The 17,643-nt window shown below is 40.2% G+C and carries 21 protein-coding genes and 4 pseudogenes; 12 read left to right on the top strand and 13 right to left on the bottom strand.

Translation table 11 applies throughout. The annotated features are described in order from the left end of the window. Positions 1 to 183: 183 nt before the first annotated feature. The 6 genes and pseudogenes from bioF (at position 184) to bioA (ending at position 5,068) form a co-directional block, all read left to right on the top strand. A pseudogene (gene bioF, locus JCM19033_RS10955) lies at positions 184 to 1,379 on the top strand (8-amino-7-oxononanoate synthase). Further along, positions 1,331 to 2,101 carry an alpha/beta fold hydrolase gene (locus JCM19033_RS10950; RefSeq protein ID WP_083465395.1) on the top strand — a complete coding sequence of 257 codons (771 nt, stop codon included), beginning with the start codon at positions 1,331 to 1,333 and terminating at the stop codon, positions 2,099 to 2,101. Before bioF ends, JCM19033_RS10950 begins: the two are co-directional and overlap by 49 nt. After that, a complete protein-coding gene (locus JCM19033_RS10945) occupies positions 2,098 to 2,655 on the top strand; it encodes a methyltransferase domain-containing protein (protein ID WP_054636340.1) in 558 nt (185 codons plus the stop codon). The genes JCM19033_RS10950 and JCM19033_RS10945 overlap by 4 nt, the downstream gene beginning before the upstream one ends. After that, positions 2,649 to 2,912 carry a hypothetical protein gene (locus JCM19033_RS10940; RefSeq protein WP_054636339.1) on the top strand — a complete coding sequence of 88 codons (264 nt, stop codon included), beginning with the start codon at positions 2,649 to 2,651 and terminating at the stop codon, positions 2,910 to 2,912. The genes JCM19033_RS10945 and JCM19033_RS10940 overlap by 7 nt, the downstream gene beginning before the upstream one ends. 75 nt (positions 2,913 to 2,987) lie before the next feature. Continuing rightward, positions 2,988 to 3,683 (top strand): dethiobiotin synthase, encoded by a 696-nt coding sequence (bioD, locus tag JCM19033_RS10935; protein ID WP_054636338.1) that lies wholly within the window; start codon positions 2,988 to 2,990, stop codon positions 3,681 to 3,683. A gap of 52 nt (positions 3,684 to 3,735) precedes the next feature. Next, positions 3,736 to 5,068, top strand: a pseudogene (gene bioA, locus JCM19033_RS10930) (adenosylmethionine--8-amino-7-oxononanoate transaminase). A gap of 151 nt (positions 5,069 to 5,219) precedes the next feature. On the opposite strand, the gene JCM19033_RS10925 reads toward bioA, so the two are convergent. From JCM19033_RS10925 to JCM19033_RS28155, 10 genes and pseudogenes are all read right to left on the bottom strand, one after another. Continuing rightward, positions 5,220 to 5,411, bottom strand: a complete 192-nt coding sequence (locus JCM19033_RS10925) for a hypothetical protein (protein WP_054636337.1) — start codon at positions 5,409 to 5,411, stop codon at positions 5,220 to 5,222. A gap of 123 nt (positions 5,412 to 5,534) precedes the next feature. After that, a pseudogene (locus tag JCM19033_RS10920) lies at positions 5,535 to 5,746 on the bottom strand (acetyl-CoA carboxylase biotin carboxyl carrier protein subunit). A gap of 428 nt (positions 5,747 to 6,174) precedes the next feature. Next, positions 6,175 to 6,791 (bottom strand): annotated as a pseudogene (locus JCM19033_RS10915) (TetR/AcrR family transcriptional regulator). Between the two features lie 305 nt (positions 6,792 to 7,096). After that, entirely contained in the window at positions 7,097 to 7,717 is a 621-nt protein-coding gene (locus tag JCM19033_RS10910) for a cell wall hydrolase (RefSeq protein WP_054636336.1), read from the bottom strand. Positions 7,718 to 7,976: 259 nt separating this feature from the next. Further along, a complete protein-coding gene (locus JCM19033_RS10905) occupies positions 7,977 to 8,999 on the bottom strand; it encodes a methyl-accepting chemotaxis protein (RefSeq protein ID WP_054636335.1) in 1,023 nt (340 codons plus the stop codon). Positions 9,000 to 9,031: 32 nt separating this feature from the next. After that, positions 9,032 to 9,385 carry a cache domain-containing protein gene (locus JCM19033_RS10900; protein WP_269758151.1) on the bottom strand — a complete coding sequence of 118 codons (354 nt, stop codon included), beginning with the start codon at positions 9,383 to 9,385 and terminating at the stop codon, positions 9,032 to 9,034. Between the two features lie 17 nt (positions 9,386 to 9,402). Beyond that, complete coding sequence (locus JCM19033_RS10895) at positions 9,403 to 9,714, bottom strand: cache domain-containing protein (RefSeq protein ID WP_054636333.1); 312 nt, start codon at positions 9,712 to 9,714, stop codon at positions 9,403 to 9,405. 435 nt (positions 9,715 to 10,149) lie between these two features. Further along, entirely contained in the window at positions 10,150 to 10,446 is a 297-nt protein-coding gene (locus JCM19033_RS10885; RefSeq protein WP_054636331.1) for a hypothetical protein, read from the bottom strand. 115 nt (positions 10,447 to 10,561) lie between these two features. Next, on the bottom strand, positions 10,562 to 11,122 hold the full coding sequence (locus JCM19033_RS28160) for a nitrate/nitrite transporter (RefSeq protein WP_374701231.1): 561 nt from the start codon (positions 11,120 to 11,122) through the stop codon (positions 10,562 to 10,564). Then, the gene (locus JCM19033_RS28155; RefSeq protein WP_374701230.1) at positions 11,040 to 11,756 is read right to left on the bottom strand and encodes a nitrate/nitrite transporter; all 717 of its coding nucleotides are present in this window, start codon (positions 11,754 to 11,756) and stop codon (positions 11,040 to 11,042) included. Before JCM19033_RS28155 ends, JCM19033_RS28160 begins: the two co-directional genes overlap by 83 nt. A gap of 318 nt (positions 11,757 to 12,074) precedes the next feature. Between JCM19033_RS28155 and JCM19033_RS10875 the strand changes: the two genes are divergently transcribed. The 5 genes from JCM19033_RS10875 (at position 12,075) to JCM19033_RS25680 (ending at position 14,892) form a co-directional block, all read left to right on the top strand. Beyond that, positions 12,075 to 12,710: a diacylglycerol kinase family protein gene (locus JCM19033_RS10875; RefSeq protein WP_269758141.1), complete on the top strand. Its 636-nt coding sequence runs from the start codon at positions 12,075 to 12,077 to the stop codon at positions 12,708 to 12,710. Further along, positions 12,707 to 12,976: a hypothetical protein gene (locus JCM19033_RS25685; protein WP_269758140.1), complete on the top strand. Its 270-nt coding sequence runs from the start codon at positions 12,707 to 12,709 to the stop codon at positions 12,974 to 12,976. The genes JCM19033_RS10875 and JCM19033_RS25685 overlap by 4 nt, the downstream gene beginning before the upstream one ends. Positions 12,977 to 13,280: 304 nt before the next feature. Further along, positions 13,281 to 13,730 (top strand): alkaline phosphatase family protein, encoded by a 450-nt coding sequence (locus JCM19033_RS10870; RefSeq protein WP_198153484.1) that lies wholly within the window; start codon positions 13,281 to 13,283, stop codon positions 13,728 to 13,730. 141 nt (positions 13,731 to 13,871) lie between these two features. Beyond that, entirely contained in the window at positions 13,872 to 14,729 is an 858-nt protein-coding gene (locus JCM19033_RS10865) for a hypothetical protein (protein WP_054636329.1), read from the top strand. 28 nt (positions 14,730 to 14,757) lie between these two features. After that, positions 14,758 to 14,892, top strand: coding sequence for a hypothetical protein (locus JCM19033_RS25680; protein WP_269758139.1), 135 nt, complete (start codon positions 14,758 to 14,760; stop codon positions 14,890 to 14,892). A 190-nt stretch (positions 14,893 to 15,082) separates the two neighbouring features. On the opposite strand, the gene JCM19033_RS10860 is transcribed toward JCM19033_RS25680, so the two are convergent. The 3 genes from JCM19033_RS10860 to JCM19033_RS10850 are packed head-to-tail and all read right to left on the bottom strand — an operon-like array spanning position 15,083 to position 16,661. Further along, on the bottom strand, positions 15,083 to 15,505 hold the full coding sequence (locus JCM19033_RS10860; RefSeq protein WP_054636328.1) for a hypothetical protein: 423 nt from the start codon (positions 15,503 to 15,505) through the stop codon (positions 15,083 to 15,085). After that, entirely contained in the window at positions 15,466 to 15,777 is a 312-nt protein-coding gene (locus tag JCM19033_RS10855; protein ID WP_054636327.1) for a hypothetical protein, read from the bottom strand. Before JCM19033_RS10855 ends, JCM19033_RS10860 begins: the two co-directional genes overlap by 40 nt. Positions 15,778 to 15,803: 26 nt before the next feature. Then, positions 15,804 to 16,661, bottom strand: coding sequence for an alkaline phosphatase family protein (locus JCM19033_RS10850; RefSeq protein WP_054636326.1), 858 nt, complete (start codon positions 16,659 to 16,661; stop codon positions 15,804 to 15,806). A gap of 181 nt (positions 16,662 to 16,842) precedes the next feature. On the opposite strand from JCM19033_RS10850, the gene JCM19033_RS10845 reads away from it, so the two are divergent. Continuing rightward, positions 16,843 to 17,607: a DUF4397 domain-containing protein gene (locus tag JCM19033_RS10845; protein ID WP_054636325.1), complete on the top strand. Its 765-nt coding sequence runs from the start codon at positions 16,843 to 16,845 to the stop codon at positions 17,605 to 17,607. Positions 17,608 to 17,643 lie beyond the last annotated feature (36 nt).

Here is a 17,643-nt window from a genome sequence, read left to right as displayed (position 1 = left end):
ACCTCCACTGGCAGCCTATTAGGTAAGTATTTTTCCCATTCAATCATACCATGTCTTTGATCTGGTCTCTAATTCCTGAACCAGTTTTTTACCTGTTCCACCGTTCATTGTTAACCTTTTAAATTTAAAGGTTAACATTATTTAACTTATCTTGTATGATAGGAAGAAAAGGCAGGTGAAACTATGAGGCAAAGGACAAAGTCACCTCTCTATCAGACTATCAATAATGAGTTAGAAGACATAGCAAAACAGTCACTAACAAGAAGTCTTGTTTCCCATAAACCGTTAGAAAAGGGGTGGATACGAAGAAATGGTAAACTGATGCTTAACTTTTCGTCTAATGACTATTTAGGTTTAGCCGGCCATCCTGAAGTAAAACAAGGTGCTTTACAAGCCATTCATGATTATGGAGCCAGTGCTTCCTCCTCTCGTCTCATCGTGGGCAGCCACCCACTTTATGAAGAAACTGAACAAGCTATTACATCATGGAAGCAACGTGATTCTGCTTTAATTGTACATAACGGCTACACTGCAAATGTAGGGGCTATATCTGCGCTTGCTTCCAGAAATGCCGTTGTCTACAGTGACAAGTTAAATCACGCTAGTATCATTGACGGCATTGTTTTAAGCAGAGCAAAGAAAAGACGTTATAACCACAATGACATGAACCATCTTGAAAGCCTTTTAAAAAAAGACAAAGATATAGAAAACAAGATTATTATTACAGACAGCCTTTTCAGCATGGATGGTGATTTTGCCCCGATAGAGGACATAGTTACGTTAAAAAAACATTACGGAGCATTTTTAATTGTTGATGAAGCACACAGCAGCGGTATATACGGACCTTTTGGCCGGGGTTACTCCTACCAGCAAAAGGTGGACGAGGAAATCGACCTGTTTGTAGGGACTTGCGGAAAAGCCTTAGGTTCATTCGGGGCATATGTGGTGGCGGATCAGATTGTGATTCAGTACCTGGTAAATAAAATGAGGAGTTTTATTTTTCTACCGGCCTCCCTCCTTCTGTTCTTGGAGCCATTCAGGCTTCTATAACTCTAGTGCAGAAAGATGAAGAAAGACGCAGGAACCTGCTTCAAAAAAGCAAGCTGGTACGAAGCATACTAACTGAAGCAGGCTTTAATACCTGTTTATCTGGTTCTCATATTGTTCCTATCCTGACAGGAGACAATGAAACCACGCTCACCTTCAGTTCTTTGCTTATGGAAGAAGGAATATCTGCTGTTGCTATCCGACCTCCTACCGTTCCCCCTGGGGAAGCAAGAATACGTTTAAGCACTATGGCTGTTCACAGTGATGAAGATTTGATAAGCGCATGCCAGGTCATAAAAAGAATTGGAAAAGAACTCGGGGTGATAACATGAGTTCTGCTTTTATCTTTTTAACAGGATGGGCTATGAACGAGACAATTTGGGAGCCTCTTCTTCCTTTCCTGCCGAAAAAGGTTCATATAGAGTACCTTTCCTGGTTTCATCTTTCATCTGTCGAGGATATTGACCAGAGAGTTGAAGAAACACTGCAAAAATTCGACTCTGTTACTCTTATTGCTTGGTCCTTAGGCTCAATTGCAGCCCTCGAGGCAGCTTCAAAGAAAGTTGGCAATATAGAAAACATGTATCTTTTTAGCGCAACGCCCCGATTCACAAAGGATTCTGCAGCCAATGTTTCTTATGGATGGAGTAATCGCTCGGTTGAAAAAATGAGAGACAGTCTAACAGCAAATGCAGACACTGTCCTTGAGTCCTTTCACCGGAAAATGTTTTCAAGAACCGATAAAGAAAAACATTCCTTAGATTCCTTTTTCAAGCAGCAAACTCAACGAAACAAGCCTCTAACTGATCTGAAGATGGGACTTGATTATTTACTTGAAAAAGATGTAAGAGAAAAGCTTCACTGCATACATGTTCCCGTCCACATTATTCATGGAAAATACGACAGGATTATACCAATAGAAGCTGGCATCAACCTGGCAGGTCATTTACCTGATGGTACATTTCACGAATTAGAGTGCGGCCACTTACCTTTTTTCTCATTACCAGAGACGTCAGCTAAGATTATTACTTGTACCAGTGAGGTCGTGTCATGATAAATAAAACACTTGTAAAAAAAAGATTTTCCGACAAAGCAGCAACCTATAATGACCATGCAATCGTACAAAGAAAAATGGCCAATCATCTTCTTGATTATTGTGAGAACCAACTGGAAAAACAACCTCTTTCCATTTTAGAAATTGGCTCTGGGACAGGCACCATGACAAAAAAGCTTGCAAATTTGTATCCTGACGCTTCAATTGATGCTGTCGATCTGGCTCCAGGAATGGTTGAGACAGCAAAAAGGTATGTTACCAATGATAATGTTTCCTTTCATTGTGCAGATTTTGAAGAGTTCACTTTTGAAAACACCTATGACTTAGTTATTTCGAATGCCGCTTTTCAATGGTTCAATTACCTTCCGGAAACTCTCGTTAAAACGTGCAGGCATGTAAATGAGGGAGGCTTATTTCTTTTTTCCACCTTCGGCTCCTCTACCTTTTGTGAACTGAATCAAGCTGTGAAATGGGCAGTTGAACGACTTTCTTATAACAAAAGAGTGAAGGTCAGCAGGATTTTTATTCATTACAGGATCTCTTTGCTATGTTAGAGGCCGGTATAGATAAAGAACATTTCTCCTTCCACGGAACAGAAGAAAGGCACGTTGAGCTTTTTCCTGATGTAAAAGCGTTCTTGAAAAGTGTAAAAGAAATCGGTGCATCAAACAGCAACAGCCACCATTACAGTCAATCCATTTCTTTGTTTAAAGAAATGATTGAGACATACAATGACAATTTCCTAACTGAGGATCAAAGAATTCCAGCTACCTATCATTCTCTTTACCTTTATGTGACAAGGGAACTTTAAAACCTTGAAACCAATATTTATATCTTCATTGTCAACCAATTTTATATTAAGGTTTACATTCAGGGAGGAACGCCAATGAATGCGAATGGTTTTTTTGTAACAGGGACAGACACAGAAGTAGGGAAAACAATCGTTACCTGTCTTCTTTATCAATTACTGCATGAAAGAGGCTTCAATGTTGTGCCTTTTAAGCCAATACAAACGGGTACGATTTCCCAGGATGAAGGACACTCTCTTGCTCCTGACGTGGAGATGTATAAAAAATCAGGTGTGAGAGAGGCCAGCAGCAATCTTTCAGCCTATCTTTTTGAACCACCCTGTTCTCCTCATCTTGCCAGCAGGCTAGTCGGTACAACAATCGATTTCCCAGTCATATTTGAGACGATGAGAAATCTTTCTCGTAACTACAACTCGATTCTTATGGAAGGAGCAGGCGGCCTGTCGGTCCCTATAAATGAACAGAAAGACATGGCCGATTTAGCCAAAGAAGCCGGTTTCCCTCTTCTCATCGTGGCTCGTCCTAATTTAGGGACCATAAACCATACCCTGCAGACGATCTATTATGCAAAATCGAAAGGCCTGAGAATAGCGGGGGTTATATTCTCCAATGTCCCTGCTGAAAAAACTTTTATAGAAGAAGAAAACATTCGATACATTCAGCAGTTTGCCCCGGTGCTGGGATCGATCCCGAAAGTCCGCGAGATAGAAGAAAAAATTGGCTCTGCGATTTACTTGCAACACTGGCCCCTTTTATTGAAACAGAAAAATTAGTAAACATACTGAGAGGTGAAAACAATTGGTTAACCCAGACAAACTAATTGAGATGAGCAAGGAATATTTGTGGCTTCCTTTTACCCAAATGAAAGATTACGAGCAGGATGCATTAATCATTAAAGAAGGAGAAGGTGTAAAGCTAACAGATATATACGGAAAAGAATACTACGACGGATACTCTTCCTATGGTTAATGTTCATGGTCATAAGAAACAGGAAATTGATCAGGCCATTAAAGATCAGCTTGATTCCATTGCCCACTCTACCCTGCTAGGTGCCTCGAACGTTCCTGCAACATTACTGGCAGAAAAATTAATAGCTCTCTCTCCTGCTAACTTAAAAAGGGTGTTTTATTCTGACAGCGGAGCAGAAGCTATTGAAATTGCCTTAAAGATGGCCTTTCAATATTGGTACAACCAGGGGAATGGCAAGAAAACTAAATTTGTAACTTTTACTAACGGTTATCATGGCGATACAGTGGGTGCAATTAGTGTAGGGGCTGTGGACCTTTTTCACAAAATATATAATCCATTGATGTTTAACAGCTTGAAAGTACCCTTTCCTGATGCATATCGTCATCCTAGCGGAAATGGTGGCGAAGCGATGAAAGATTCCCTGCAGGCTCTCAGAGATACTTTCGAAAACCATCATAAAGAAATTGCCGGCCTCATCATGGAATCGAAAATTCAAGGAGCAGGCGGCATGAAAATTATGCCTGAAGGTTTCTATAAGGAAGTGGAACGCCTTTGCCGGGAATATAACGTATTATTAATTGTTGATGAGGTAGCCACAGGGTTTGGCAGAACAGGAAAAATGTTTGCTGTAGAGCACGAGAACATCAAGCCTGACATTATGACGGTTGCAAAAGGAATAACCGGGGGCTACCTTCCAATTGCCGCAACCTTAACAACAGAAAAAGTTCATCAGGCTTTTTATGATGATTACACGAAATTAAAGACTCTTTTTCACGGTCATTCTTATACTGGAAACCAGCTTGGCTGTGCCGCAGCTCTGGCTAACTTAGAACTGTTTGAAAAAGAAAACATCGTGGATAGTGTGCGGAAAAAAGCAGAGGTGTTATCAGAAACATTACAACCTATAGAACAGCTCCCTCATACAGGGGATGTACGTCAGCTGGGCTTTATGGTGGGAATTGAACTAGTAAAGGACAAACAAACGAAAGAGTCTTTTCCTTTTGAAGACAGAATAGCTTATCAAACAACATTAACGATGAGAAAAAATGGCATGCTGTCTCGTCCTCTTGGTGACACGCTGATCTTTATGCCGCCTCTTTGTGCATCGGAACAAGAAATAAAAGAAATGACAGCGATCATACACCAATCTATCGAAGAAACTATATTTAATAAGTCAGAAATGAGTTGAGTTCATATATAAGTGGGTCACATCTCTTCGGCTTCATTGTGATATTTATCTTGCCAAAAGAAGACTTTGGCATGCTCAACTAAAAAGAAGGGATGGTGTTCAAAAGTAAAGCTTTTGAGCACCATCCTTCTTAAATGATAATTAATAATCCTTAGTTAGTGTTTACTTTTTCAATCTCTCTCTTCCATTTGGATAAGCTATCAATCATTTCAAGAAAGTGGTGGTTAAATGGATATGCAGACGCTACTGTTTCTAACTCTTTTTCATTTAATCCTTTTATTTCCCGTTCCAGCTCATTTAAATTATCAATTGAACAATTTAATAACTTAATTACATCCTCCACGAACTGTCACCTCTCTCAATCTATAGTGTGAATATAAGGAAAGTGAGTTCATAAGTAATTTCTAACTGTCTTTCTTCTGGGGGGGCAATGTTCATTTCATCTGGCCTATTACTCGACCCGCCTTTACTCTAACTCTATCAAATCATCACCCTCATTAATAAAATCACCTTCTTGCTTAAGAAGCTTCTTAACCACTCCATCTTTATCAGCAGCAATAGGAATTTCCATTTTCATTGATTCTAAATGGCAACCTCTTCTCCTGCTTTGACTTGATCCCCTTCCCCGACTAATACCTTCCACAAGTTCCCTGCCATATCTGCTTTAATGCTGCTCATAACAATCCTCCCTGCCTATGTAAAGGCTTTCATTATTTTCGAATCTAATCTCACTTTGTACTCTCCTCTTATGACTGTAGACTGAACAATCGTTCAGGTTGGTGGTAAATAAAAACCATTTCTTACATGTACAAGGAGATGTTTATCTTTACTCACTATATCATAATATTAAGAAAATTTCATTATCAAATTTGGGAAATATCTGAAATCAAAACAGGAACTACTAGTACTCTCCTGTCATGAAGGGGTTGTCCCACAGTGACGCTGCAATTTTTTCAAATGACTTTCAGATGAAGCTTTCCAAAGGCTAAAAGAAACCATAAATAGGAAAGATATGAAGCTTGAACGGATGCCGCACTTTTGACTTTAGGTAAAAGCTCATTGTATTTCAGCTGAAAAAATTTTGGGACAGCCCGCTATCCAATTGTTTAAACCAACTTATGCAGCAATAAATTAACCTGCATCTTTGTATACTCTTCCAGGGTGCACGTTTTTCGAAGAGCCCACCGTCTGAAGGTCCACATTTGCCCGCTGACAATAATGTTATGAGCCAAAAGCCAGCACTCTTTATCGGAAAGGGAAATCCCGCCTGCTTCCCTAACGTTTAATATCGTTTCTTCAATAATTTTTGTTAACTCCTCGTCCTTTTTAAGAACATAAGGAAGAGCATTTTTGGGGAGAGATTTTGTTTCCTGGTACATCACCAGCACCTCGTCCTGCATTTCATCCATCACTTTAAATAAAGAAGAAATAACCTCTTCCAGTGAATCAATGCCATTTCCGCCTTTCGTCAAACTGGCCTCAAGGCGATCACGTACTTCTTCAAAAATTGAATCACAAACAAGATATAAAATATCTTCTTTTCTTCCTATGTATTCATAAAGTGTCCCAATACTAAAGCCTGCCTCCCTGGCAATCTCTCTTGTTGTAATCCTGTCAAACCTTTCTTTTTCAGTAACACGACAGCCGCATTAACCATTTGTTCTCTTCTTCGCTTAACAAGGTGCTGATCTTTTACAATAGATGGAACCAGGTTTTTCTCCATCTCTTTCACCTCTCCTCTACTTTCTTACACAAAAAGATTTTCATAACATTCGCCCTTTTTCATTTACTTACTTTATCACTTGTGTCTGAAAATTACGAGCAGTGATTATTAATTTTTTGGGTCCTGTTAAAGGCTAATATAAAATTTTTTAGTCATTTTATAATAGATAAAAGAGCAGGTGGAGCAAGTACATAGCATAAAACAGCCAGAATTCATTTTCCTCTTCAAAAAAGAGACTGTCAGCAAAATTACTTTTGTGACAGTCTCTCTTTGAACACTCTGATTAGTGACTTTTGATATAGAATTTATTTTGAAAATACGTGATTGCCGATTGTTTTTGTCTCTTCTCTTGTTGCATTCCATAAGTTTGTTGCTGTTTGAGGATTGTAGAAGAATAAAGAACCATGCCCTTGCCCACTATTGTTCAACGCCTCTTCTACTGCTCTCTCTGCAGTGTCTGTAGGGACCTGGTTAATTGATCCGTTTTGAACAGGCGTAAATTGTCCTTGCTCATGAATGACGCCTTGAATAGTATTTGGGAACTTAGAGCTTTCTACGCGATTAAGTACCACCTCAGCCACAGCTACTTGACCTTCATATGGCTCACCGGTTGCTTCAGCTGTAACTAACTGGGATAACAAACGCTTATCTTCCTCACTGGCAGTACCACTATATTCATTTGCTGATGGGCTATGATCCTGTTCATTGTCAGTCGAAGGAATTTGCAAGGATTCACCAACATGGATCATGCTCTCACTTTTATTATTCGTATTCTTAATTTCCTCGACACTTACATCATGATTGTTTGCAATGGACCAGAGCGTATCACCGCTTTGCACTGTATGCGAACTTGATGCCTCCGTTTCGTTTGCACCAAAGATTATAACAGCCATAGACACAGAAAGAGCTCCTACCCACTTACGCATTAAATAAAACCTCCAATAAATGTAATGATGTAATGTAACACGATGCTTATCTTAACAATCAGTCCTCATCTCTTCAACAAGGAAGCAAAAGATAGAGCTCTCTGGAAAAGAAGAAGAATGGAGTGCCTCGATGATTGGTTGGAGTCTGTCCCTAGCCCACGAAGAAAGAATCTTAAGCCAGTCTATAGAGCAGAAACAAAATAAAAAATAAATAAAGCACTCTCTTTTTAATTTTAGAGAGTGCTTTTTAAGACCTTTTTTATTTTGTAAGTGAAAATTTATTAATTGTCTTCTGCATATCTTCAGAAACTTGTCTTAAATTCTCAGCTGAAGCATTGATTTCCTCCATTGAAGCGCTTTGCTCTTCTGTAGCCGCAGCTACTTGCTCCACCTCTTGTGCGGTGTGGCTGACACCCTCTTCTGCTTTTTGAATACTTTCTAAAGATCTGCCAGTCTTCCCTACAACCTCTCTTAGTAAGGAGGTTACTTTGTTTACATGCGTATTTATCAACGTCACAGCCTCTGCTATACTGTTGAATTCTTTACCCGTGTGAACGGTGGTTGTCTGGCACTCTTCCACATGTTTATTGTTTACTTCAATAGCCTTGACTGAGTTTTCAACCCCTCCCTGAATATCGCCGATTAATGCTCTGATTTCCTTAGCCGAATCGCTGGACTGTTCTGCTAATTTCCTCACTTCATCAGCTACAACAGCAAATCCTTTTCCTTGTTCACCTGCTCTTGCAGCTTCAATAGCTGCGTTTAATGCCAGGAGATTTGTTTGATCTGCTATATCAGTAATAATAGTAATAATATAATTAATCTGAGCTGATTTATCTTTCAGTTGTTCCATTTCTTTGCTTGTAGAAATAGCCGTCTCCTGTAGATTTTTCATTTGTTTTTCAAGGGTTCTCACCATTTCTTTTCCTGTTTCTGTATTGGCGTTGGCGTTTGTATTTGATTGCCGGACAGCTGTCATTTCTCTATTCAGCTGGTCAATGGTATTACTAATTTCATTCATAATTCCAGAATTTGTTCTGCTGGCCGCTATTTGTTCTCCGGCATAATCACTTACCTCCTGTATCGAGGAGGAGATCAGTTCTGAGGCACGCGTGTTTTCATTTGTCGCAGCATTAAGCTCCTGTGCCATTGCTGAAACTTGTTCACCTGCTTCATTTACATTTTCGATAATAGAGCGTATAGACTGTTTCATCATGTTTACTTGCGTTCCAAGAGAACCTATTTCATCCCTTCTTGTTATTCTTAGCTCTTTTTTGCTCAATACTCCATTTGCTATTTCCGTCAGCTCTTTTTCTATTTCTTTTTACAGGCCTGGAGATGCGGTTTGCAAAAATAAAAAATAATTCCTCCACCCACAAGTGTAGAAATAGCAACCGTCAGCAGTAAAGCATGCAGGACTCCCTGAGCTCCTCCATTATAATCAACATAATAGGAGCCTGCTGCAACCACCCATCCCCACTCTTCGTCAAGACTGGAATAAATAATTTTAGGAGCAGCTTGCTCCTGGTTATCAGGGAGCGGCCAGTCATAAGAGACAAATCCGCCACCGGCGACGGCCTCTTCAATAACATTTTGAATAAAAAAGGAGCCATCTTCTCCTTGTTCCCCCCAAATGTTATCCCCCTCTAACAATGGGTGGGCAAGCAGTGTCCCGTCCCTGTCTATTATGTAAAAATAACCATGTTCCCCAAGGTCAATTTGTTCTGTGATCTTGCGCTCCCATCTTCCTGCAACACTCCGACCAGACTTTCCTTTACCATCTCCTGTGCCTCCTCTGAAGAAAGTCCGCCGGCTTCCACATCACTTTGCACACTATTAATTAATTCCATGGCAAGATTAACATTGTTTTCTAAATTGATCTCGCCTGCTTGTGTAAGTTCAGCTTCTGCGGTTTTGTAGCTTACCCACCCTAAAACACTCATGGGAACGATTAATGTAACCAAACACAGTAATAGCAGCCTTCCTTTTAACCCCATTATTCTCCCTCCTTCAAAAATATAGAATTTTCTAACTCCTTATATGCTTTATCGTCTTCTCTTTCTATAAGTTGAAGGCGTTTACAATAAAATAATGGGAAAGGTAATAGCAAGGAGAGAGGGAGTTTAGTGAAGTAGAAGAAATCGAACGCCCGCCGGAGGATAAAATTGTGAGCCAGAAGAGACAAAAAAATACCTCATTTCTGGCTTTTCCTATAGGAACTGGTAAAGGCTAATGTTGCATCAGTCACGTTATAGATTGTGTGAGACCCTTGGGGAGAGGATGAGCAGAAGGTCCTGCAGGTTGAGTTTCCCAGGGAAGCTGAGGCTATGAGACCGTGAATGAAATGAAGAATGAATGCTTGCCCGTACTTGTACCTTTTAGTGCAAACGAGCGCTTTTTACAAAATTAACTATAAGATGTAACAAGCTTTACTAAAAAATAAAATGGGAGACAAATAAATATATAAGTGCAACTGTCAGGTTGGGAACAGAAGCAGCTGCATGTACTTTCGCCGCCTCCCTTCTATCCTTTTTAACTCCGTACTCGGAAAAAAAGGATTCTTTGTTATCCTGCATAACCGAATCTAAATAAACAAAAAAAGCCAGGAACAAGCTCATAACACCCAAGGAACCTGATATATATATAAGGAAGTACCAACTGCCCGTGATCAGACTAAGAGTAAAAACGACAACTGCTGACAAAGACGCTATCATAAAGCTCAGTTTCATACTACACCTCCCTTGGATATGTTATTCTCTCTTGTCTGTATTCTTCCTTCTCACTTAGAAGATTCTAATCCATACAAAAAACGCTTAATCTCAATAAAGGATTAAGCGTTTTTTTCTAGGAGCCAGCTTTTACATCTACTAACCTTGTGTATTTTGTGTTGTCGTATTGTTTTAGATTAATGACAAAACAAACGAGAGCCAGAATAGACAGGAGCAGAAACCCAAGCATATAGGTACCTGTTACGTCCTGGACCATTCCAAGCAGGATTGGCGGGAAAAACCCCCCAAGTCCTCCTGCCGCCCCGACAATTCCAGTTACCGCACCCGTTGATTTCGGGAACTTCTCTGGTACTAGTTTAAAGATCGCTCCGTTTCCTATCCCGCACATGAGGGCAATCAGCAAGCAGGCAGCCGTCATTAAAGCCATGTTTTCCAAGCCAAAAGTAAGTACTAATCCTCCTAATGTAATCCCTATAAATACAACCGTTATTGCTTTTCCAGCTCCAATTTTATCGCCTGCGTATCCACCAAAAGGACGAACAAGAGTCGCTAAAATTACAAAACCAGCTGCTCTGGCCCCTGCGTCGACGGCGCTAAGATCGTGGAGAGACATTAATAACGTCGGCAGATAAATACCAAAAGCTACAAATGCACCAAACGTTACGAAATAAAACAAAAGAAAAAATAATACTGTCCTTATGCTTTAATACCGAAAGTGTCCCTGCTAATGTTTTCTTTTCAGCTGGCTTTGGGGTTTCGGGAGTCCAGCACCAAATCATGACGGCCATTATAACGATAGGAACAACCAGTATCCAAAAAGCCCATTGCACACCGTACACCACAGCGATGGTAGGCAAAGCGGCCCCGGCAAGAGCCGTTCCTATATTCCCCATTCCATTTATCCCTAATGCCGTGCCTTGCTTTTCTGTTGGAGTCCACTTTGCTACAAAGGTGATGGAAACTGCAAAACAAGCTCCAGACATACCTAAAAAGAACGCCCAAATTAACAAAGAGTAGTATGAATCGGCAAAACCAATGCCTATCAAGGGAATAATAGTAAAAATCAACAAAGCAGTGAAAACCTTTCTGCCCCCATGCTGATCAGTTAGAATTCCAAGGGGCACTCTCATAACAGACCCTAAGAGCACGGGGATTGCTACTAATACACTGGTCTGCGTTGCCGTTAATCCGTAAATCGTCTCAAATTGATTCGCTAAGGGCGATAAAGAAGCCCAAACAGTAAACGAGAAAACCATTGCAAGAGTTGTCAGTAATAATATTCTTCTGCTTATTTTCTGTTGTTCTTCCATACACTCTCACCCCAATACTATAGAAACTTTTTGCTGTATATAAAATACATATTTAAAATAAAATCCCGACAAATTTTATTTTATCGTTCCTTATGATGAATTTGGGTGATCATGTCATAAAACCTAACATGAATTTTTAACATGTGGAGTTTGGATTGTATCATTGCTTCTTCCCTTTAAAACTGGCTGCACAGTATTTTAGTTCCTCCCCCACTCTTTTTCTCCTTATTTGTCAATATTATTCACCTTAAAACCTTTATAAATAATGCTTGATAGAACAAAATACGAATACTTCATTAAAATAAACGGGGTATATTCATGAAAACATTAAGCAAAAAAGCATTATTTATATATAACCCACAATCAGGAAAGAAAAAGAGACACAGTGCCTTTCCTTTTATTGTTGAAAGATTGACCCAATTAGGATACCAGCTTATGATTCACCAGTTAACTGACTTCCAAAATATTGAAACCCCCATTAAAGAAGCCTGCCAAAAGAAATGGGATGCGATATTTATTGCTGGTGGTGACGGGACAGTGAACAGCTCTCTTCAAACCCTGGCAACAGAACAGCATAGGCCGGTTATCGCCGTTATCCCTCTAGGAACCAGCAACGAATTTGCAAAATATATTGGTATGCCTTCTCAAATGGAGGAGGTATTCCAAGTCATCAGAAATGGACAGACAAAGGCGATTGACATAGGCAAATTTGGTGATAAGTATTTCGCTAATATCGCTTCAGCTGGCTGGCTTTCTGATATCACTTATAAAACTCCGTCTTATCTGAAAGCTTACATTGGAGAATGGGCATATGTATTTTGTTTCTTAAAAACCTTTTTTATGTCTAAACAATCCCACCCCATCTCCATTAATCTTCCTTCGCAAGAACTGCTCTCAGACCTTTCATTATTTTTAATCATGAACGGAAATGGGGTGGGACCTTTGAGCGCTTGATAAAAAGTAATAAAAACAGGGATGCCCACTTTCATCTCCTGACTTGTAAAGCTAGCAGCCGTGCGGCTTTACTGCTCGTTCTTCTTTGTGAGCTGTTACAGGTCCCTAATAAAGCGACCATTATTCAGCATACAACCATTCAAACTGGCTCCTTTACAATCCCTCAACAAATCAGCCTGAACTTGGATGGGGATGAACATCGAGTAAAAGATTTTCAGTTTACGGTTTTACCTCGTCATCTTCAAGTCTTCACTTCAGTTGGATAAATATCTTTTCAGCCTTTTTATAAAGGCTGTTTTTTTACATAATTTGTTTCCGTTGTTTCAAACTAAATAAGGCATACAATCTGGTCTCTTCCCTTTTATTTAGAGGGTTTGGGAATCTTTACTTCATTACCTTTACGTAACAGCCATCCTGAAGGTCCCCGATTTTTTAAGCGGAAGGAATAATCAATGGAGGTCACTCGACAGCTTAAATATGTAATTTTCCACCTTGAAGAAAGCCATATTATATAAAAAGGATGATCGGCATGAATCCCCACAGAGCGTCATCAAAAAAGTAATTATGATAATGCTTGATACATTAATGGATAAACCTTTTCAAAAAGCGTTGCAAGAAGAGAACCTTCCTGCTTTTTCATTCTTTATGAAAACAGCCAATTATTATTATCCAGACATCGTGGCTCCCTACCCTACAATGTCTGTAAACGTAGAGAGCACCTTGCTGACTGGGCAATATTCAAACCATCATCATGTACCAGCTTTAGCCTGGTACAGCGAGACTGAAAATAGAATTATTAACTATGGAACCCATATTATGGAGTTGATGAAACTAGGACTTACTAGGAGCATGTACGATGTCTTATACCGCCTTAATCATTCCCACTTAAATGAAAACGTAAAAACCATACATGAAGAACTTCACGAGCAGGGAAAATCATCCGCTTCCATAAATCCTCTCATACACCGGGGAAAAACTTCTCAAACCATTACTATTCCTTCTCTCATCCGTTTTTTGTAGCATGTGAGAAAAAAATCACTACAAACGCCGCCTCTACTTTTGTTTATGGGCGACTTGCCCAGCTCAGCTTTAAGAAAGTACGGGAGAATCTGGAGTAAATACGGATTTAATAATAATTTTTCTGTGCAGGAGTTTTCTCATTTGATTGAAAATGAGAACTTGCCTTCTTTTTCCATAGTTTATTTACCTGACCATGATAAAAATGTACACAAACATGGCCCGATGGACATACAAGGAATTAAAGACATGGATAAACAGCTTGAAACTATTCTAAATACCTTTCCCTCCTGGGAAGAGGCTCTAGAAAGCGCGGTATGGATTTTAATTGGCGATAACGGACAATCTCATGTAAATAATGACAGTAAAACAGCGTTAGTGGACTTACGGAAACTGTTGGCTCCCTTAAAAATCACTAAGCTAAGAAATGGAGTCAGGAAGGAAGACCAAGTGGTACTTGCTCCCAACTTGAGGTCATGCTTTATTTATACTTTATCTCCTTCTGAGGTTCCCCTTTCTCTACTTGTAGAGAAGCTCCAAAAGGATACAAGAATAGAAATGATTGCCTGGAAAAAAGGTGAATGGATTGAAGTGACTGCTGGAGGTAATACTAAAACCTGTCAATTTAAGCATGAAGGGCGCTGGGTTGATGAATACAATCAAACCTGGGAAATCGAGGGCGATGATTCTCTTTTAGATTTACAACTACATGAGAATGCAGTTACCTTTGGCCGGTTTCCAGATGCTTTGGCACGCTTATATAGCGCTCTTCATTCCCATAATGGAGAGTTTATTACAGTCTCTGTGAAGCCAGGCTATGAATTCATCAGTGAAAGTACTCCTTCCCATGCAGGAGGAGCAAGCCACGGGGGATTCCATTCGAACGATTCACTTATTCCGATGATGGTTGCAGGGACTGATACAGCACCTGAATTTCGGCGCATTGTTGATTTAAAAAAGTGGATTCTCCACCTCATACAGCACCAGTCTCCCCGTTCATGAATAAACTTACTATAGGAGGAATGACAAATTGCTTAAAGCCCTGCTTTATATAAAAGACCTAATGAGCGAAATTCTACACTCAATTTTCGCGTTCGAGTACGAGCATCTTTTTGAAGACGAGCTGACGACAGACATGATCAAAGAAGCAGCAAAAAGAAAATAACATTCTGTTTTTCGGTGCCTGGCACCCATAGAGAATGTAACATAATTGTAATAAGAAAAGCGGCTTTCCTTCGCCGCTTTTTCTTATTTCTACTCTGGCTTTCGGTAAATAAAAACCCCCCCTTACTCTAATTTGTTAAGGGAAGGTCACACTGATTCCTATATTCTTGACTCTATATTCACCCGGCCGCTTATTTTGTTTCTTCATTATCAAAGAGGTCAAGAACGTATTCTTTCAGATCAACCATTCTAAGAGAAGCCGGCTCTTTTTCTGTGCCTGCAATCACCATTGCTGTTAACAGATCATTTTTATGAAGACCCCCATGTTCTCCGCCATCCTCATGAACAGCAATCCCTTCGGCGAGAAAAGAGTGTCCTGGCTTAGCCGCCAATATAACTTTAGGTGTCTCATGACTCGCAAGGGCAGACTCCAACTGATTCAAGACGTCGGGGTAGTCAACGTACTTGACTTGTTTCTTTTCCTTTTCCAGCTCAAGCGTCAGAATTTCTTCGTTTCCTTCTATCTCCCAACCTTGGTTGTAGCGATCCTTCCACACGTCTCCTCTTTTAAATCTTAATTCTCCCTCGTGGTCAGGCTGAAAGCTTTCATCCACCCATCCTCTTGCCAGACGGCTAAATCGATCCCTTTTTCTTGTAACGACGTCTCTATCACTTCAGGAAGAATTCCCTCGTTATGGACATCATAGACATAAGTCATCCTCTGATTTACTCCAAGAGCAATGTCCCCGTCACTTACAGGCTGGCCAAGTTCGGCAATAGAAAAAGAAGACAATAAATGGTCTAAATCGATGGCCACTTCCTCCTTTTCAGGAAGTAGTTTATCTGCCCCATGGTCACCAAGTACGATAAAAATGTTCTCTTCCAAAGCCTTCTCCCAGCTGCCATAGCTGTTTAAAATGTCTTGAAGATGACCTTCCGCAGCTTCAAGGCCCCGTCGGTAATGAGGCCCGTGTTTATGATTTTTTTATCGTTGTCAGGTAGAAACAAAAGCATAAAATCAGGCTGGATATTTTCCTCTATTAACTCCTGAGTTACTTCTACAGTATATTTATCATGTAAGCCGAGACGATGAAAAACCCCATCACTAAACTGCTTTCTTTTTAGAATCCCTGGCTTCTCAAATTGCCCAAAGGCTAAGATGTCTGGTCCCCTTGTGTTAATGGAGGATGGAAGATCTGTAAGCTCTTTCGTTAATGGAGGCATGTTCAGTTCATGGCGGTGACTCCCCCGGTATATTAATGCATTTATGCTTCCTGAAGTATGTCCTCGGCGTTCTAATTCTTCAAAGACTGTACTGACATCTTTACTTAAATGCTCGTTATTCAGCCGGTAGAAGACGTCAAATATCCCTTCCGAAAAACCATTCCTTACCCAAAAAGGAACAGTGGACCCGTAATTAACAACCCTGTCACTTTGCTGGTCATACCAGGATAAACCCGGCACTCGATGTTTATCTGCCATTTCACCGGTAACTAAAGTACTTTCCACTGTTACTGACATACTGGGAAAAGGCACTACCAGATCCTTATAGTACTGACCGTTATTTACCAGAAACTCAAGAGCAGGAATATTCCCTTCTTCCATGCTTTTATCGAGGGAACTCCCCATCATCGTATCAATAATAATCATAACAACATTCTTAGTGGGGTCTGTATCGTTGGCTTGAATATCCGGTTCATATTCTTCTTTTTCAGTTCCACTACATGAACATAATAAAAGCACAAGAAATACTAGAAAAACATTCCTCATGGTATTCACCTTCTATCCTCTCTGTAACTTCAATTTAGTAAAAGGATCGTAAAGGATATTTTTCCTATAGTGTGCCTGTTCCTTTCCTTTTCATGCAAAAAGTTCTTTTGGGATTTGAAACACTTCCTCACTTTTTGTGCATATGCTACTCTGGGCAATTCTTTTACAAAGGAGTGTTTTTATGTATCCCTTTCACCCGTCTCTTGTGCAGCAGTGCCTTTGTTATAACCTCATGGCAGACTTTTATAAGTACAGAGATCCACGGTTGCATATTCACTACTACAAGCTGCACTTTCAATGTATGCATCAGTTAATGGCCAAAACGCAAGGGATTCCAGGTCCTTCTTTTGACCATAAACGAAGACAGGACCAAGCGTTAGTAAGGTTCCTTCACGCTTCTCCTGGTACCCCGGCCATTGATGTATATGTGAATGGAGAGCAGGTTTTTGATAATGTGTCTTATCAAATTTTAAGCAGGTATCTTACATTCCCTGAAGGAGAGCATGAAATTGAGATTTATGAGGCAGGACAGACAGAAACACCAGTTTTAAGCGGGACTGTTTCGTTAGAAGAGGATGAACACTACACCTTTGCGGTTGGAGGAACGCTAGACAACTTGGACTTTTATGAGGTAACAGAGGCTCAGGAAGCTCCTGCCGATGCTGCCATGGTCAGGTTTTGGCATCTCTCTCCAGACGCACCTGCTGTAGACATTACTGATGAAGAGGGAGAAGTTATTTTCAGTGATGTATCTTTTGGTGAGGTGACGGAGTACGCTGAACTCTCTCCCGGTTCTTACACGCTTGAAGTTCGTTCTGCCGGAACTGCGGTGCCGGTCATGACTCTGCGTAATTTGCAATTCAGTGGAGGGCAGGCTTATTCAGTGACTGCTATGGGATTGGCTGAAGGGACTCCGAGACTGGAAACGTTAATTATACAGCCTTAAAAAGAGAAATGCTGTCAAAGTGATATTCACCTGACA

It is taken from the genome of Thalassobacillus sp. C254, from assembly GCF_001310615.1.
This window is presented reverse-complemented; position numbering and strand designations above follow the sequence as displayed.

Excerpts from the sequence above, each read along its gene's own strand:
- JCM19033_RS10950 (WP_083465395.1), top strand. The coding sequence starts at position 1,331 with ATGCCAGGTCATAAAAAGAATTGGAAAAGAACTCGGGGTGATAACATG.
- JCM19033_RS10910 (WP_054636336.1), bottom strand. The coding sequence starts at position 7,717 with ATGCGTAAGTGGGTAGGAGCTCTTTCTGTGTCTATGGCTGTTATAATC.
- JCM19033_RS10870 (WP_198153484.1), top strand. The coding sequence starts at position 13,281 with ATGCTTGATACATTAATGGATAAACCTTTTCAAAAAGCGTTGCAAGAA.
- JCM19033_RS10850 (WP_054636326.1), bottom strand. The coding sequence starts at position 16,661 with ATGAGGAATGTTTTTCTAGTATTTCTTGTGCTTTTATTATGTTCATGT.
- JCM19033_RS28155 (WP_374701230.1), bottom strand. The coding sequence starts at position 11,756 with ATGGAAGAACAACAGAAAATAAGCAGAAGAATATTATTACTGACAACT.
- JCM19033_RS10895 (WP_054636333.1), bottom strand. The coding sequence starts at position 9,714 with ATGGGGTTAAAAGGAAGGCTGCTATTACTGTGTTTGGTTACATTAATC.
- bioD (WP_054636338.1), top strand. The coding sequence starts at position 2,988 with ATGAATGCGAATGGTTTTTTTGTAACAGGGACAGACACAGAAGTAGGG.
- JCM19033_RS10885 (WP_054636331.1), bottom strand. The coding sequence starts at position 10,446 with ATGAAACTGAGCTTTATGATAGCGTCTTTGTCAGCAGTTGTCGTTTTT.
- JCM19033_RS10875 (WP_269758141.1), top strand. The coding sequence starts at position 12,075 with ATGAAAACATTAAGCAAAAAAGCATTATTTATATATAACCCACAATCA.
- JCM19033_RS10940 (WP_054636339.1), top strand. The coding sequence starts at position 2,649 with ATGTTAGAGGCCGGTATAGATAAAGAACATTTCTCCTTCCACGGAACA.
- JCM19033_RS10845 (WP_054636325.1), top strand. The coding sequence starts at position 16,843 with ATGTATCCCTTTCACCCGTCTCTTGTGCAGCAGTGCCTTTGTTATAAC.
- JCM19033_RS10945 (WP_054636340.1), top strand. The coding sequence starts at position 2,098 with ATGATAAATAAAACACTTGTAAAAAAAAGATTTTCCGACAAAGCAGCA.